Origin of the sequence: Sphingomonas sp. CFBP 13720 (assembly GCF_014842075.1) — a bacterium.
In the GTDB taxonomy this organism is placed as follows: Bacteria; Pseudomonadota; Alphaproteobacteria; order Sphingomonadales; family Sphingomonadaceae; genus Sphingomonas.
Window position 1 is genome coordinate 111,214 of record NZ_JACYVA010000003.1, and the last position, 16,901, is coordinate 128,114.

The window sequence follows — 16,901 nt, forward strand, 5'->3', positions numbered from 1 at the left end:
CTATCCCCGGCGGAAGGGGGCCAGTTCGCCCAGATATTCCTGCTCGTGCGCCACCGCCTCACGCTCGCGCGTCAGGAATTCCGCTACCGCCGCGCGAAAGCCCGGATCGGGCAGGTAATGCGCCGACCATGTCGTGACCGGCACATAGCCGCGCGCCAGCTTGTGCTCGCCCTGCGCGCCCGCCTCCACCCGTTGCAGCCCACGCGCGATGGCGGCATCGATCGCCTGATAATAGCACAGCTCGAAATGGAGGAACGGCACCTCCTCCACCGATCCCCAGTAGCGCCCGTACAACGCATCGTCGCCGATCAGGTTGAGCGCACCCGCGATCGGCCGCCCGTCACGTTCCGCGAGGATCAGCAGGACGTCGTCGCCCAGCGCGTCGGACAGCATCGGAAAGAAGCTGCGTGTCAGATACGGCCGGCCCCATTTGCGGCTGCCGGTATCCTGATAGAATTGCCAGAACGCATCCCAATGCTCCGCCCGGATTTCGCGTCCGGTCAGATGGCGGACGGTCAGCCCGTCGAGCGCGGCGGCGCGTTCCTTGCGGATCGCCTTGCGCTTGCGGCTGGCGAGATCGCCCAGAAACGCGTCGAAATCGGCATAGCCGCGATTGGCCCAGTGGAACTGCGTCCCCGACCGCATCAGCCAGCCGGCCGCCTCGAACGCCGGCAACTGCGCGTCGGGCAGGAAGGTCGCGTGCGCCGACGACAGGCCGCTTTGCACCACGACCGCCTCGATCGCCGCGATCAGCGCGGGAGCGTGTGCCGCATCGCGCAGCAACAGCCGGGGACCGGGCACCGGGGTGAACGGCACCGCGATCTGAAGCTTGGGATAATAATCGCCGCCCGCCTGTTGCCACGCATCGGCCCATGCATGGTCGAAGACATATTCGCCCTGGCTGTGCGCCTTGGCATAAGCGGGGGCGATCGCAGCGGGAATGCCGGCATCGTCGTCGACGATGATCGGCAGCGATTGCCAACCCGAGCGCCCGCCGACACTGCCCGATTCTTCCAGCGCCGCCAGAAAGGCATGGCGCAGGAACGGATTGCCGGTGCCGGCGCACGCATCCCAATGGTCGGCGGGAACGGCGCGGACGCCCTGGGCGATGCGGGCGGTCATGGTCACGACCGGCAACATAGGAGGTAGTCGCCCCGTCCGCTACCTCATGCCAGCGCGCGGAACCGCGCCAGCCCGGCGTCGAGGTCCGCGATCAGGTCGTCGGCATCCTCCAACCCGATCTGCAACCGGATCAGCGGCCCTTCCGCCTGCCAGCGGGTGGCGGTGCGATAGCGTTGCGGATCGATCGGCACGGCAAGGCTTTCGAACCCGCCCCAGCTATAGCCGATGCCGAACAGCGCCAGCCCATCGATCAGTGCGCTGCGCGCCGCATCGCTGCCGCCGTCGAGCACGAAGGCGAACAGCCCGGCACTGCCGCGAAAGTCGCGCACGAACAGGTCGTGGCCGGGGCAGCCGGGCAAGGCGGGGTGCAGCACGCGGGCGACGCCCGGCTGCTGTTCCAGCCAGCGTGCGATACGGATCGAACTCTCGCCATGTTGTTTCAGGCGGACGGCCATGGTGCGCAAACCGCGCGCGCCCAGTGCGGCATCGTCGGGACCGACGTGCAGCCCCAGTTGATAGGTCGCGTCGCGCAATCGGCCCCAATGCGATTCGACCGCCGTCGCCGACCCCAGCATCGCGTCGGAATGGCCGACGACATATTTGGTGCACGCCATGATCGTCACATCGACCCCGTGCGCCATCGCGGGGAACAGCAGCGGCGTGGCCCATGTATTGTCGAGCAGCGTGGTGATGCCGCGCGCACGCGCAACGGCGGTCATCGTCGGCACGTCCTGCACCTCGAACGTCAGGCTGCCGGGGCTTTCCATGAACAGCACCCGCGTCTGCGGCGTCATCAGATCGGCGATGCCCGCCCCGATCGTCGGATCGTAGAAGGTCGTGGCGATCCCCATCCGCGCCAGCATGCCGGTGGCGAAGTGGCGCGTCGGATCGTATGCGCTGTCGGGCAGCAGCAGGTGATCGCCGGGCGACAGATACGCCAGCAGCGCGGTGGTCACTGCCGACACGCCCGATGGATAGAGCAGCGTCGCGAACGCCCCCGGTTCCAACTGTGTCAGCGCATCGGCCAGCGACCATTGGGTGGGCGTGCCGCGCCGTCCGTAGAACAGCGTGTGATGCGTGTCCGCCGCCCCGGTCGCGCGCAGATGCGCGACCGAATCGTACAGGATCGTCGAAGCGCGCCACACCGGCACGTTGACGACGCCGCCGGTCCATTCGGCGCGGCGACCGCCGGTGACGACGCGCGTGGCGGGCGATTGCGGCTGGTCGGATTCGGTCATGGCAATACTTTCGGCGTGGCGGGATCGGCGGCCCATTCGGTCCAGCTGCCGTCGTACAGCGCGGGGCTGCGACCCAGCAGATGGAGCGCGAAAGCGGGCACGGCGGCGGTGATGCCCGACCCGCAGGTGGCGGCGACCGGACGGTCGAGATCGATCCCGGCGCCGGCGAACAGTCCGGCGAGCTTGTCGCGCGGCTGCCACGTGCCGTCGTCGCGGAAGAAACGGGCATAGGGGAGGTTGACGCTGCCGGGGATGTGGCCGGACGGCAGGCCGCGCGGATCGGGTTCGGTCCCCGAAAAGCGGGCGGGCGAACGCGCGTCGACCAGCTGTTCGGTGCCGATCGTCAGGTTCGCCTGCACCATCGCCTTGGTCCGCACCGCCGACAGGTCGGGGTCGGCTTCGAACCGCGTCGGCGCGACGGGCGCGTCGCCTGCGTCGACCGGCAGGCCGTCCGCGCGCCATTTCGCCAGTCCGCCATCGAGGATCGCCACCGGCTGATCGGGCGCGAACAGCCGGAACAGCCACCACGCCCGCGCCGCCGTGCGATGCGGGGAATTGTCGTAGAGAATGATGGCGTCGTCCGTGCCGATGCCCAGCGCCCCGATCCGCGCGGCAAAGGTCACGCCATCGGGCAAGGACGTCGCCTGACCCGACGACAGCGCGCGCAGATCGAGGAAGCGTGCGCCGGGGATATGCGCGGCTGCGAATTCGGCCGCCTCGTCGCGTGGCGGATCGGGCTGGACCGCGACATAGGTCGCGTCGAGGACGACGAGGCCGGTACGACCGAGCCGGTCGGCGAGCCATGCGGTGGAGACGAGCGATTCCATGCCTGCGGACTTAGGCCGGATCGCCGGACGGCTCCAGAGGCGTGATGCGCCCCGCGCTACTCGTCGTCGTAGCGCGGCATCGCGTCCAGTCGGGCAAGGAACCCCGCCGCCTGTCCGCGCAACGTGGTCTGCACCTCCGCCGTCATCTTGTCCCATGTCCGGTACGGCATGCCCATGCGGTGGATGCCGCCCAGCTTGTCGCGGTTGCGGATCAGGAAGTCCCAGTACAGCGCGTTGAACGGACAGGCGTCCGGCCCGGTACGCTGTTTCACGTCATAGCGGCACGACCCGCAATAATCCGACATGCGATCGATATAGGCGCCCGACGACGCATAGGGCTTCGACCCCAGCAGCCCGCCATCGCCGAACTGGCTCATCCCCAGCGTATTGGGCAGCTCGACCCATTCATAGGCGTCGGCATAGACTTCGAGATACCAGCGATGGACCTGTTGCGGTTCCGCCCCGATCAACAGCGCGAAATTGCCGGTGACCATCAACCGCTGGATATGATGGGCATAGGCATGGTCCAGCGTCTGGCCGATCGCTTGGCCCAGGCAATGCATGTCGGTGTCGCCGGTCCAGTAGAAGCCGGGCAGATCGCGCTTCGCATCCAGATAGTTGCGGGTGACATAGTCTGGCCCTTCGCGCCAATAGATGCCACGGACGAATTCGCGCCACCCGATGATCTGGCGAATGAAGCCTTCCGCCGCGTTGATCGGCACCTTGCCCGCGACATAGCGGGCCTCGACCGCGCGGCACAGGTCGAGCGGGTCGAGCAGCCCGGCGTTGATGTAGGGCGACAGGACGGCGTGCCACAGATAGGGTTCGCCGGTCAGCATCGCGTCCTGATTGTCGCCGAACCCCGCCAGCGCATATTTCAGGAACGCTTCCTGCTGACGCAGCGCGTCGTCGCGCGTGACGGCGAAGTCGAACCCGTCGAGCGACCCGGCATGCCCGCCGAACCGGTCGGCGACCAGTGCGATCACGTCGCGCGTCGCCGCATCGGGGGCGAAGGACAGCGGGCGCGGCATCATCAGGTCGCGCTTCGCGGGCTTGCGGTTCTCGCGGTCGAAATTCCATTGGCCGCCGACCGGCTTGTCGCCGTCCATCAGCAGCCGCGTCTTGCGCCGCATTTCACGATAGAAGAACTCCATGCGCAACTCGCGGCGGTTCGATGCCCATGCCTCGAACTCCGCATGGCCGCACAGGAACCGGGTGTCGGCACGGATCTCGACCGGCACGCCGAAGATCGTTTCCCATGATTCGAGCATCCCGCGCACGCGCCATTCGCCCGCTTCGGTCACGACGATCCGTGCCGGATCGTGCCGCCCGATCGCACGCGCGATCTCGCCGGTAAAGCTGCCTGCATTGTCGGGATCGTCGAGCGCGACGTAATCGACCTGCCACCCGGCATCGCGCAACGCGGCGGCATGATGGCGCATCGCCGCGAACAGGAACGCGATCTTGCGCGGATGATGCCGGACATAGGTCGCCTCCTCGACCACCTCCATCATCAGGATCGTCGTCTCGGCCGGATCGGCGTCGTCCAGCGACGACAGCCCCATCGACAACTGGTCGCCCAGCACCGGGATCAGCACCCGTTCCATTCGCGTGCCGCCTTCCCTAAATAGTCCGCATGGACCCGAAATATCTTGGCCAGCACAGCGCGCTGCCCGCCGACCCGCAAACCGCCGAACTGGATTATGTTCCCAATCCGCGTTCGTCGCCCTATCTGGTGCGCTTCACCGCGCCCGAATTCACGTCGTTGTGCCCGGTGACCGGCCAGCCCGATTTCGCGCATCTGGTGATCGATTACGTGCCCGCCGCGACGATCGTGGAATCGAAGTCGCTGAAACTGTTCCTCGGCAGCTTCCGCAACCATGCCGCGTTCCACGAGGATTGTACGGTCGGCATCGCCGAAAGGCTGGTGGCGGAAATGCAGCCGGTCTGGTTGCGCATCGGCGGATACTGGTATCCGCGCGGCGGCATTCCGATCGACGTGTTCTGGCAGTCGGGCGTCGCACCCGCCGGGGTGTGGGTGCCCGATCAGGGCGTGCCGGGATATCGCGGGCGGGGGTGATCCCCAAAGGTTCCCCGCCGCGCCGCACAAAAGTGCAACTTTTTGGGACATCAGGTGTTTATCTTGCAGCGGGCTAGCCAGTCCGGCCGCATTGCTGCATCGCAGAGGGAAATACATGGATCGTACCGTCGCTCTGGAACGTCTTGATCGCATTGCGCTGATCGGCAATTTCCTCCCCCGCAAATGTGGGTTGGCGACGTTTACGACCGATACCTATTATGCGTTGCAGGATCGGTATCCCGATCTTGCCGTCGACGTCTATGCGATGGACGATCGGCCCGGGTCGTACGAATATCCGCCCGAAGTCACCCATTCGATCCCGCAGGACGACCGCATCGCCTATCTCGATGCCGCCCGCCGGATCGAGGCCAGCGGCGCGCAGGCGGTGTGGGTACAGCATGAATACGGCATCTATGGCGGGTCGGCGGGCGAACATCTGCTCGCGCTGCTCGACCGGGTGAACGTGCCGCTGCTCATCACGCTGCACACCATTCTCGAAACGCCGAACAGCGACCAGCGTCGCGTTCTCGAAGCGCTGCTGCGCCGTGCGACGAAGGTGATCGTGATGGCGGACAAGGGTCGCGAGATCCTGATGCGCGTCCATGGCACCGATGCACGCAAGATCGTGACGATCCCCCACGGCGTTCCCGACCGCCCGTTCGCCGATCCGGCGTCGATGAAACCCGCCTTCGGCTGGGCGGATCGCGAGGTCATCCTGACGTTCGGTCTGCTTGCACCGAACAAGGGTATCGAGACGATGATCGAGGCGATGCCCGCCGTCGCCGCCGCCCATCCCCGCGCGCTGTACGTCGTGCTGGGCGCGACGCACCCGCATCTGGTGGCGCATGAAGGCGAGGCGTATCGCGACCGGTTGAAGGCACAGGCCGCTCGGCTGGGTGTCGCCGACAATGTCCGCTTCATCGACGGCTTCGTCGAACAGGCCGAACTGCTCGACTATCTTCAGGCGGCCGACCTGTACGTCACGCCGTACAGCAATCCGGCGCAGATCACGTCGGGCACGCTGTCCTATGCCGTCGGTGTGGGCAAGGTGGTGGTATCGACCCCGTACGTCCATGCGACCGAGATCCTTGCCGACGATCACGGCGTGCTGGTCGACTTCGGCGATTCGGCCGGTTTCGCCCGCGAGCTGGTCGACCTGCTCGGCAACGACGACCGGCGCAATCGGCTGGCCCGGCGCGCCTATGCCCGTGGCCGTACGATGTTGTGGCCGTGCCTTGCCGAGGCCGCGTTGACGGAGGTGGCTGGCGCGATCGATGCCCGACCCCGCCGCATGCGTGCGCAGCACGACCTGACCGCGCTGACCCCCGATTTCGCGGCGGTCGAGCGGATGAGCGATGCCACCGGCATGTTGCAGCATTCGATCTATTCGGTGCCCGACCGGCGTCACGGCTATTGCATCGACGACAACGCCCGCGCGCTGATCCTGATGGCGAAGATCGACCCGCTGGACGAGGTGCTGCGCGACAAATGGACGACGATCTATGCGTCGTTCCTTCAGTTCGCGTGGAATCCCGACCGGCGCCGGTTCCGGAATTTCATGAATTTCGACCGGACATGGTGCGAGGACGAAGGGTCGGAGGATTCGAACGGTCGCACGCTGTGGGCGCTGGCGATCACCGCGCGCGATGCGCGGTCGCGCAAGCATCGCGACTGGGCGATCTCGATGTACGAGATGACGGCGTCGATCGCGCTCGATCTGGGCAGCCCGCGTGCGCGCGCCTTTGCGATGCTGGGCGCGGTCACATTTCTCGACGTCGCGCCGGGTCATACCTTGTCGATGGAGATCGCGACGCGGTTCGGCACCGAACTGGTCGCGCTGCTCGATGCGTCGCGCCGGCCGGAATGGCGCTGGTTCGAAATCGTGCTCGCCTATGACAATGCGCGCCTGCCCGAAGCGATGATCCGTGCCGGTGTGGCATTGAAGCGGGACGACTTCCTTCGCATCGGGCTGGACACGCTCGACTGGATCGTCGGTCGCCAGACGTCCCCGGAAGGTCGCTTTCGCGCGGTCGGCACCGAGAGCTTTGGTCGCCCCTATGCCGAACCGTTGCCGTTCGACCAGCAGCCGCTGGAAGCGCAAGCGACCGTCGAAGCCTGTGTCGCGGCATTCGAGGCAACCCGCGATTCGCGTTGGAGCGACGAGGCGAGCAAGGCGTATAACTGGTATCTGGGTGCGAACGATCTCGACCTGCCGCTCGCGACGATTGCCGATGGCGGGTGTTTCGACGGGCTGATGCCCACCGGACTGAACCGCAATCAGGGCGCAGAGTCGATTCTGGCGCTGCAACTGGCATCCTGTGCCATTTCCGCTCTTTCAAAGAAGCGCGCTTCCGTGGCAGACCCGCGCCGCGCCGTGGCCTGATCGGGCTTCGGCGACTGGCCGGGACTATTGGACGCGTGAATGCTGGATATCCATAACCACCCAATGCGGCTCTACGCCGATCCTTCGCGCGTGGTGGTGCGCCCGTTTCATATCGCATGGCAGCGCAACGGCACGACGCCCAGCCGGACCGAGCGGCTGGTGAACGAGGTGCTGTCGATGTCGGCCGCCGACACCCGTCAGCAGCTTGAAACCGTGCTCAAGGATTTCGAGGCGCGCCATTGGCAGACGCGGCGCGTGTTCATGACGCGCTATGACGAGATCGAAACCGTGCTCGGCCTCGACGGCAGTGAGATCGGCGACGAGAAGCGGCAGTTGATCGGCGCGTATTTCTGTCACGAATACAGCTATGCTGCCGCCGCGCTGATGAACCCCAGCGCGGTGCCGCATTTCGATCAAACCGGCATGCCCGACGGATCGCTGCGCATCCTGATGTCGCTGCGCGCCGTCGGCGAAGGTCATATCTCGTCGGTGGCATTCCGCGAGGGGATCATTTCGGACGACAACGAACTGGTGCTGGCCCCCGAGCCGCCCTTCGCCACCGCGGCGGATGCGATCGGCGAGGAGGACGAAGCGCCCGAGGGCGAGGTGACGGTATTCCGCCATCGCGATTCGACGCTGTCGGGCACGGTGATCTTCCCGATCACGCAGGCGCAGTCGAAGGGGCTGGAGGACATGCGCCTCGTCCACTTCACGCATGACGATGGCACGTCCGAATGGCTGGGCACGTACACCGCGTATAACGGATCGATGATCCAGTCCGAATTGTTGCGGACGCGCGATTTCCGGGCGTTCGACCTTGTCCCGATGACCGGCAGTGCCGCCCGCAACAAGGGTATGGGCCTGTTCCCGCGCAAGATCGGCGGGCAGTATATGATGATCGGACGACAGGACGGCGAGAATCTGTTCCTGATCAAATCCGACACGCTGACGCACTGGGACGAGGGCGAGATGCTCCTTCGCCCCGAATATCCGTGGGAATTGGTGCAGATCGGCAATTGCGGCCCGCCGATCGAACTCGACGAAGGCTGGCTGTTGCTGACGCACGGCGTCGGGGCGATGCGCAAATATGCGATCGGCGCAGTGCTGCTCGACAAGGACGATCCGTCGAAGGTGCTGGGCCGGACGCCCGAACCGATCCTTGCTGCGGCGAACGAGGACCGCGAGGGCTATGTCCCGAACGTCGTCTATTCCTGCGGCGCGATCCGGCATGGCGACCGGATCTTCATCCCGTACGGTGTGGCGGACAGTTCGGTCGCGTTCGCGTTCGTGACGATCAAGTCGCTGCTCGACGTGATGTAGGGCGGCGCGGGGCGGGCGCTCCGCGACCGTTACAGCCGGTGCAGCGCCTGCGTCGCGCTGCCGAGCACCGCCGCGCGGGCGCGCAGGCTGGCGACCAGAAATTCGATCTGGCCATGCCGGAACCGGCGCGGGGTGGTGCCCAGCACCGCCTGCGCATCGCGCAGGAAGTGCGACGCGCTGACATAGCCGGGGTCGATCCCCCGATAGTCGATCGGCCCTTCGGCCTCGATCAGCGGAACCAGCGACCGCAGGAACCGCGATCGGATCATCAACGCCTTCGGCAAAAATCCGAAATGGCGGTTGCACAGCCGGCGCAGGACATCCTGCGACATGCCCCAGGCCGCCGACGCCGTCGCCACGCCGCCCGACGTATCGTCGGCGATATGGCGCGCGATCTGGCGGATCAGCGCTTCGTCGGGCGACGGCGGACCCATCTCGGCCAACAGGAACTGGTCAAGTGCAGCCTTTACGCCATGTTCGTCCGTTACCGCCCCCAGCATGGTGACCAGCCGGGCCGCGAAGCCTGTGCGCGCAGCATCGGACAGCGGCACGATGCGGTTGCGATACCGCCCCGCCGGTCCCCCGAAAAAGCGGGACCAGCCAAGCGCGCTGACGCCGAACCCGATCATGATGCCGCCATTGGTCACGGTGTGGATCGCGTGGTTGGTCGGTCCGAACAGGCTGGCCTGCGGCAGCGGATCGAACAGGTTGCGACCGATCGTCACCGCGATCGGGCCGGCATCCAGCGCGACACGGACGTTGGCCGTGCCGGGCAGGAACCAGTTTTCCTGCCCCTGCGCCGCCGGGCCGGTGGCGGCATAGAGGTGATAGCCAGTGATATAGTCGGCCAACGCCGGATCGGGCTGGTCGTACCGGATCGCCATGCCGGCGGGCATTGCGAACAGGGAATCGGGAATGCCGGGCGTCTCCGTGCCGCCCGCGATGGTACGCATCGGGTAACGTTTCCTTGGAATCTGACGGCCAATGCGTTGCACGCACACGCACGTCCGATCCACCGATCATCCCGGACGGTTCTGCTGGAATCGCTCCCTTTTTGGGGCAGGAGGTACAGGTGCGGAGCCGTTATCCGCGAAACAGTCCACCCAGCACGCCGCGCAACAGCCCGCCGACCATGCCGCCGCCCTTTGCCCGGCCGCCGCGCGTCGTGCCGAACACCTGCTTGCCGATTTCGTTGACGACGATCCGTCCGACCGCCGATCCGGCGGAACGGGTCGCCGATTGCGTCGCCCGCTGCCAAGGATCGTTCGCCGCCTCGCGCGCCTGTAGCCGTGCCGCGCGATCCGCTTCACGGTCGCGGGCGATCCGTTCGCGTTCGGCATCGCGTGCGGCACGGGCATCCTGCCGCGCCTGTAACGCCGCAGCCTTCTCATCCTCGGCCTGCGCGCGGGTGGCAGCGGCCGCGGCTGCGGCCTCGCCCGCCTTCGCGCCCAGCAGTTCCTCGGCAGATTCGCGATCGATCGCCACGTCGTAGCGGTCGCCGACCATGTCGGTGTCGATCAGCACGCCGCGTTCGGCCGGGGTTACCGGTCCGACGCGCGACCGTGGCGGTCGGATCAGCACGCGTTCGACCGGGCTGGGCGATCCGTCCGCCTGCAACACCGATACCAGTGCTTCGCCGGTCTTCAGTTCGGTGATGACCTGCGCCACGTCGATCGCCGGGTTGGGGCGGAACGTCTCGGCGGCGGCGCGGACGGCGCGCGCTTCCTTGGGCGTGAACGCACGCAAGGCATGCTGGACCCGGTTGCCGAGCTGCGCCGCGATCGCATCGGGAATATCGATCGGGTTCTGGGTCACGAAATAGATGCCGACCCCCTTCGACCGGATCAGCCGTACGACCTGTTCGACCTTGTCGACCAGCGCGCCCGACGCATCGTCGAACAGCAGATGCGCTTCGTCGAAGAAGAAGACGAGGCGTGGTTTGTCGGGATCGCCGATCTCCGGCATCGTTTCGAACATTTCGGACAACAGCCACAGCAGGAAGGTGGCGTAGAGCCGTGGCGACGCCATCAGCTTGTCCGCCGCCAGCACCGACACCACGCCGCGACCATCGTCGGCCACGCGCATCAGGTCGGACAGGTCCAGCGCGGGTTCGCCGAAGAACCGGTCGCCGCCCTGCGTCCGCAGTTGCAGCAGCGCGCGCTGGATCGCGCCGACCGACTGTTTCGACACGTTGCCATAGCGGGTGGTCAGGTCCGCCGCGCGTTCGGCGCAATGCGCCAGCATCGCCTGAAGATCGTCGAGGTCGAGCAGCAGCAGGCCGTCTTCGTCCGCGACGTGGAAGGCGATCGTCAGCACGCCTTCCTGAACCTCGTTCAGATCGAGCATCCGCGCCAGCAGCAGCGGCCCCATTTCCGACACCGTGGCGCGGACGGGATGCCCCTGTTCGCCGAACAAATCCCAAAATACCGTCGGCGTATCACGATAGCGCCAGTCGCTGTCGCCGATCGCGGCGGCCCGTTCAGCAAAGGCGGCGTGCGGCTTGGCCAACGCACTGCCGGCCATGGCGATACCCGACAGGTCGCCTTTGACGTCGGCGACGAACACCGGCACGCCGGCATCCGAAAATGCCTCGGCCAGCCCCTGCAACGTCACGGTCTTTCCGGTGCCGGTCGCTCCCGCGATCAGTCCGTGGCGATTGGCGCGGGCAAGAACCAGCGACTGGCGGACGCCGCCGGCGGTGCCGCCCAGAAACAGCTCGCTCGTATCGGTCATGCCGCCCTCCCCGCTTCGTTGGAGGCCAGCCTAGCCGGGCGACGGCCGGTTTGCCAGCCGCCGCCCGTACTCGTCACTCGCCGATATCGACCGCGATAAAGGCAGGAACGCCACGCGGTGCCTGTGCGAACAACAGCACCTGCTTGCGTCCGGCGGCACGTGCGGCCTGCACCTGCCGCGTTAGGTCGGCGGCAGTGGCCACCGGCTGACGATTGACCGACAGGATGATGACCCCGCGCCGGATGCCCTTGGTGGCGGCATCGGACGACGGATCGACCGCCGCGACGACCACGCCGCGCGTCGTCGCCTCGACGCCGAGGCTGCGGGCGATCGCCGGGGTCAGCGGCTGAACCGCGAGGCCCAGCGACGCACCGGTCTGTGCCGGGGCGTCGCCGCCCGTGGGCGGTGCATCGGCATCGGGATCGAAGCGTTCGTTGCGCGCTTCCAGTTCTTCCTGGCTCGGCCGCGTGCCGACGGTGACCGGCAACTGCAACTTCTTGCCGTCGCGGACCAGATCCAGCGTGATCCGGCTGCCCGGCTTCTCGCGCCCGATCAGGTACGTCAGCGACTGTTCGGTCGTAATTTCCTTGCCGTTGATGGCGGTGATCACGTCGCCCGGACGGATGCCGGCCTTCGCCGCCGGCTGATCGGGCACGACGTCGCGCACGATCTCGCCCCGGTCCTTCGGCAGGCCCAGCGCGCCCGCGATCGATTCATCGACCGGCTGCGGCCCCAGACCCAGATAGCCGCGCGTGACCGTCTGACCCTTCATCAGCGTATCGACGATCGGCTTGGCCTGTTCCGCCGGAATCGCGAAGCCGATGCCGATGTTGCCTCCGGTCGGCGACAGGATCTGCGAATTGATGCCGATCACATTGCCCTGAAGATCGAACATCGGCCCGCCCGAATTGCCGCGGTTGATCGCGGCGTCGGTCTGGATGAAGCGATCATATGGACCCTGCCCGACGCGGTTGAGCGCGGAAATGATGCCGGCGGTCACCGTGCCGGACTGACCCAGCGGATTGCCGATCGTCAGAATCCAGTCGCCGACGCGCGCCTGACGCGAATCGCCGAACCGGACGAAGGGAAAGGACGGACCGTCGATCTTGAGCACCGCCAGATCGGACAGGACGTCCCGTCCGATCAGCCGTGCCTTGAACTCACGCTGATCCGCCAGCGTCACGGTGATCGATTCCACGGTCGCGCCCTGTGCGCCCGCCGAAACCACGTGATTGTTGGTGACGATATAGCCGTCGTTGGAGATCAGGAACCCCGATCCCAGCGACTGCGCTTCCTGTGTACGGCCGTTGCCGCCACCGCCGCGCTGACCGAAAAACTGTTCTAGGGGCGTGCCCTGGAACGGATTCGCCTGTTGCGGCACGGTGATGCGCTGCGTGGTCGAGATGTTGACGACGGCGGGCGACAGTTTCGCGACCATGTCGGCGAAGCTCATCGGCGCCCCGGGGCGCGGCGCGCTGGCGGTGATCGACCCCGGTTCGTTCTGCGCAGTCTGCGCGTCGGACGGGTTGAGCGTCAACGTCGCGGCAGCGCCGCCCAGCAGCAGTGCGGAAGTGATGGCGTAGGCGTAACGCACGATGGGATAGTCCTTCCAGTTTACTCGCAACCCCTTTGGGGGTCGGGAATGCTATTCGCTTGCTGAACGCGGTTTGAATGCCGGGCGCGATCTAGCGCTCCCGGCCCCCGAATTCGCGCAGATATCCGTTTTCAGGCGACAGGATGATCGACGTGTTGCCGCTTTCGCCGCGCTGTCCGGCGAAGGTCGTACGATACGACTGCATCGCGCGCCAGAAGGCGTAGAAATCGGCATCCTTGCCGAAGCTTTGCGCATAGATCTGGGCGGCGCGGGCGTTCGCCTCGGCTCCCACGACCTGTGCGTCGCGCTGGCCCTGTGCCTTGATCGTCGCCGCTTCCTGCTCCCGCGCCGACCGCATCCGCGCCAGCGCGGAATCGAGCGGGCTGCCGGTCGGCAGATCGGCGTGCTTGATCCGCACGTCGACGATTTCCGCGCCATATTGCCGCGCAGTACGCTGCAACGCGTTCTGGATATTGTCCATCACCTGCCCCCGTTCGGGGCTGAGCAACGCCGCGAACGGACGCTTGCCCAGTTCGCCGCGCAACGCCGACGACAGCAACGGTTCCAGCTGCTGCGCCACACGCTCTTCGGTACTCGACGTCGAGCCGGTCGAGATTACCGCCTGAAGGGGATCGACGATGCGGAAGCGGGCAAAGGCATCGACCTCAAGCCGCAACTGGTCGGTCGACAGGACCGGCTGGTTGTCGAGTTCGATGTCCAGCACCCGCTTGTCGATCCACACCACGCGGTCGAGGAACGGGATCTTCGCGACCAGTCCGGCACCCGTCCGTCCGAATGGCTGATCGGGGCGATAGGGATTGAGCGTGCCGACCGGCTGCTGGAACCGCAGGATCACCGCCTGCCGCGTTTCGGGCACGATCACGATGGTGCTGGCAAGGAGGATCGCCAGTAGCAGCAGGGCGATGCCGATCGCGACGGGGTTGCGCAGGACGCGGTTCATCGTGCGGTTCCCGTCGACTGGACCGGGGCCGGGGCCTGTGCGGCCGGCGGCGCGGTCACTTCCGGCGTCGCCTGCTGGCGGCGCACTTCGGGCAGCGGCAGATATGCCTGTACGCCGGGCTGGACGATCGTCTTGTCGGCGCGATTCAACACCTGCTCCATGGTCTCGTAATATAGCCGCCGCCGGGTGACGTCGGGCGACAGGCGATATTGTTCGTAGATCTTGTCGAATTCGGTCGCATCACCCTGTGCACGGGCGATCACCTGTTGCGCATAGGCCCGCGAGCGGTTGAGGTTCGACTGCGCTTCCTGCTGCGCCGCCGTCACCGCCTTGAACGCGTCATCGACCTCGGATGGCGCTGCCGCCTTCTGGATGCTGACGCCCAGTACGCGCACGCCCGACTGATATTCGTCGAGCAGCGCCTGCATCCGCGTCTGCACCTCTGCCTCGATCGCGCCGCGGCCCGATCCGATCGCGTCGGTCAGGTTCACGCCCGCCACCGCGGCGCGCATCGCGCTCTCGGCGACCGCACGGACCGTTTCCTTGGGATTCTTGATCTCGAAGACATAATCTTCGGGACTCTTGATGTTCCAGCGGACGGAATAGGCGAGGTCGGCGATGTTCTGGTCCCCGGTCAGCATCAGGTTGGCCTGGGTGCCCGTCGCGGGGAACGGTTCGATCCGGGTGTTCTGTACGTCCTCGACCTGCACCGCCATGAACGGCGCGGGCAGGGTGAACTGGATGCCGGGGTTCAGCGTGCCGGTATACCGGCCGAACATGGTCACGACGCCACGTTCCGACGGCGCGATCGAATGGACGCTGGTGAATGCGATCCATATCAGCACCAGCGCAGCCACCGCCGCCAGCCAGAGCCGGCCCATATTGGCCGGAAGTGACGGTCCGCCGCCAGGGCCGCCGGTCCGCGCCCGTTTCAGGAATTCGTCGAGCGACGCCGATCCGCCGATCTTGCCGCGCCGGCCAGCGGGCGGCAACGACCACGGATTGCGGGGACCGTCGTCGCCCCCGCCACCGTTCCCGCCGCCGGAACCATCGCCCGAACCGCCGCCGCCCCATGGGCCTTTGTCACTCATTCCCAGCACTTGCGCGCGTGCGCGCCGCCCCATGATCCATCGCATCTATCCTTTATAGGGGGGGACGCGCCGTTTTACAGTGGTAACGCGCCGCGCGACCGCTACATCGCCCGGCATGGCCATAGTATCAGACGCCGCCGCGCTCACCGCCCTGCTCGCCCCGGTCGCGGCGGGCCGCGCCACCGCACGCGTTCAGGGCGATCAGGCGAGCATCATCCTCGACGTCACCGGACTGCCTCCCGCCGCGCGCGACGCGCTGGAAGCCGATGTGCGCCGGGTCGCGCTGACGGCACCCGGGATTGCCGACGTACGCGTGGCACAAACCAGCGAACGCACGACGCAGGCGATCATCGCGGTCGCCAGCGGCAAGGGCGGCGTCGGCAAATCGACGCTGGCCGCCAACCTTGCGGTGGCACTGCATCGTGGCGGACGGCGCGTCGGAATCGTCGATGCCGACATTTACGGCCCGTCGCAGCCGCAGCTGCTGGGCGTCGTCGGCGTCAAGGCGCAGGCGCATGACAAGAAACTGGTGCCGGTGGCCACCCCGGTCGGCGTGCCGTTGATGTCGATGGGGCATCTGGTCCCGGACGGACAAGCGATCGCATGGCGTGGTCCGATGGCGGCGGGCGCGCTGACCCAATTGGTCGACGCGCACTGGGACATGGTCGACACGCTGGTGGTCGACATGCCGCCGGGCACCGGCGACGTCCAGTTGACAATGATCCAGAAGCATCGCCCGGCAGGCGCGGTCATCGTGTCCACGCCGCAGGATCTGGCGCTGATCGACGCCGCGCGCGCGATCGACCTGTTCCGCAAGGCGGAAGTGCCGATCATCGGGCTGGTCGAAAACATGGCGGGCTATGCCTGCCCGCACTGCGGCGAGGTGTCCGATCCGTTCGGTGCGGGCGGCGCGGAGGCGCGGGCCGAGGCGTTGGGCATCCCGTTTCTGGGGCGCGTGCCGCTGACGATCGGCATCCGTACCGCATCGGATGCCGGCGCACCGCCCGCCGCCGGGAACGGGGCGGACGGCGATCCGTTCACGACGATCGCCGGAAAGGTCGGCGGGTGGCTGACGGAGCATGGGCATGCTGGACGATGACGGTATCCGCGAACTGCTGACGACCGCACGGACGATCGCGCTGTTGGGCGCGTCCGACCGGCCGGATCGCGCGTCGTACGGCGTGATGGCGTATCTCCAGCGGCAGGGGTATCGCGTGATCCCGGTGAACCCCCAAATCACCGGCGAGCATCTGCACGGCGAATTCGTGTTCCGCGACCTTGCCCAGATCGGCGAGCCCATCGATATCGTCGATATCTTTCGCAACTCGGCAGCGGCGGGCGAAGCGGTGGACGCTGCGATCGCCGCCGGGGCGAAGGCGGTATGGATGCAATTGGGCGTGATCGACGTCATTGCCGCAGGCCGGGCGGAAGCGGCCGGGTTGCAGGTCGTGATGGACCGGTGTCCCAAGATCGAGATCCCCCGATTGGGCGTGGCGCCGGTCGCATAAAAAATGGACCGGAACGGGTTTCCCCGCTCCGGTCCGAATAGGCC

At 66.8% G+C, this 16,901-nt stretch carries 14 protein-coding genes; 5 read left to right on the top strand and 9 right to left on the bottom strand.

Annotated features, from left to right (window positions below):
• Genes IFT55_RS08140 through IFT55_RS08155 form a run of 4 tightly spaced genes read right to left on the bottom strand, consistent with a single transcriptional unit; the run spans position 1 to position 4,794 of the window.
• Positions 1-1,122, bottom strand: coding sequence for a GNAT family N-acetyltransferase (locus IFT55_RS08140; protein WP_249403731.1), 1,122 nt, complete (start codon positions 1,120-1,122; stop codon positions 1-3).
• 44 nt (positions 1,123-1,166) lie between these two features.
• Positions 1,167-2,360, bottom strand: coding sequence for a cystathionine beta-lyase (metC, locus tag IFT55_RS08145; protein ID WP_192090933.1), 1,194 nt, complete (start codon positions 2,358-2,360; stop codon positions 1,167-1,169).
• On the bottom strand, positions 2,357-3,187 hold the full coding sequence (locus tag IFT55_RS08150; protein WP_192090935.1) for a sulfurtransferase: 831 nt from the start codon (positions 3,185-3,187) through the stop codon (positions 2,357-2,359). Before IFT55_RS08150 ends, metC begins: the two co-directional genes overlap by 4 nt.
• 56 nt (positions 3,188-3,243) lie before the next feature.
• Positions 3,244-4,794 carry a cryptochrome/photolyase family protein gene (locus IFT55_RS08155; RefSeq protein ID WP_192090937.1) on the bottom strand — a complete coding sequence of 517 codons (1,551 nt, stop codon included), beginning with the start codon at positions 4,792-4,794 and terminating at the stop codon, positions 3,244-3,246.
• A gap of 29 nt (positions 4,795-4,823) precedes the next feature.
• Between IFT55_RS08155 and queF the strand changes: the two genes are divergently transcribed.
• The 3 genes from queF to IFT55_RS08170 all read left to right on the top strand — a co-directional run bounded on the left by queF (position 4,824) and on the right by IFT55_RS08170 (position 8,970).
• On the top strand, positions 4,824-5,267 hold the full coding sequence (queF, locus tag IFT55_RS08160; RefSeq protein ID WP_192090939.1) for a preQ(1) synthase: 444 nt from the start codon (positions 4,824-4,826) through the stop codon (positions 5,265-5,267).
• Between the two features lie 115 nt (positions 5,268-5,382).
• A complete protein-coding gene (locus IFT55_RS08165; RefSeq protein ID WP_192090941.1) occupies positions 5,383-7,650 on the top strand; it encodes a glycosyltransferase family 4 protein in 2,268 nt (755 codons plus the stop codon).
• 39 nt (positions 7,651-7,689) lie between these two features.
• The gene (locus IFT55_RS08170) at positions 7,690-8,970 is read left to right on the top strand and encodes a glycoside hydrolase family 130 protein (RefSeq protein ID WP_192090943.1); all 1,281 of its coding nucleotides are present in this window, start codon (positions 7,690-7,692) and stop codon (positions 8,968-8,970) included.
• Positions 8,971-8,999: 29 nt separating this feature from the next.
• Here the strand turns inward: IFT55_RS08170 and IFT55_RS08175 are convergent, their stop codons facing one another.
• From IFT55_RS08175 to hflK, 5 genes are all read right to left on the bottom strand, one after another.
• Complete coding sequence (locus tag IFT55_RS08175; RefSeq protein WP_192090945.1) at positions 9,000-9,923, bottom strand: helix-turn-helix domain-containing protein; 924 nt, start codon at positions 9,921-9,923, stop codon at positions 9,000-9,002.
• 130 nt (positions 9,924-10,053) lie between these two features.
• The gene (locus IFT55_RS08180) at positions 10,054-11,703 is read right to left on the bottom strand and encodes a helicase HerA-like domain-containing protein (RefSeq protein ID WP_192090947.1); all 1,650 of its coding nucleotides are present in this window, start codon (positions 11,701-11,703) and stop codon (positions 10,054-10,056) included.
• A 73-nt stretch (positions 11,704-11,776) separates the two neighbouring features.
• Complete coding sequence (locus IFT55_RS08185; RefSeq protein WP_192090949.1) at positions 11,777-13,297, bottom strand: Do family serine endopeptidase; 1,521 nt, start codon at positions 13,295-13,297, stop codon at positions 11,777-11,779.
• Between the two features lie 91 nt (positions 13,298-13,388).
• A complete protein-coding gene (hflC, locus tag IFT55_RS08190; RefSeq protein ID WP_192090951.1) occupies positions 13,389-14,258 on the bottom strand; it encodes a protease modulator HflC in 870 nt (289 codons plus the stop codon).
• A complete protein-coding gene (gene hflK, locus IFT55_RS08195) occupies positions 14,255-15,349 on the bottom strand; it encodes a protease modulator HflK (RefSeq protein ID WP_192090953.1) in 1,095 nt (364 codons plus the stop codon). The genes hflC and hflK overlap by 4 nt, the downstream gene beginning before the upstream one ends.
• Positions 15,350-15,464: 115 nt before the next feature.
• Here hflK and IFT55_RS08200 point away from each other — a divergent pair, with 115 nt between their 5' ends.
• Both IFT55_RS08200 and IFT55_RS08205 read left to right on the top strand, forming a co-directional pair.
• Positions 15,465-16,448 (top strand): Mrp/NBP35 family ATP-binding protein, encoded by a 984-nt coding sequence (locus IFT55_RS08200; protein WP_192090955.1) that lies wholly within the window; start codon positions 15,465-15,467, stop codon positions 16,446-16,448.
• On the top strand, positions 16,429-16,857 hold the full coding sequence (locus IFT55_RS08205) for a CoA-binding protein (RefSeq protein WP_192090957.1): 429 nt from the start codon (positions 16,429-16,431) through the stop codon (positions 16,855-16,857). Before IFT55_RS08200 ends, IFT55_RS08205 begins: the two co-directional genes overlap by 20 nt.
• Positions 16,858-16,901 lie beyond the last annotated feature (44 nt).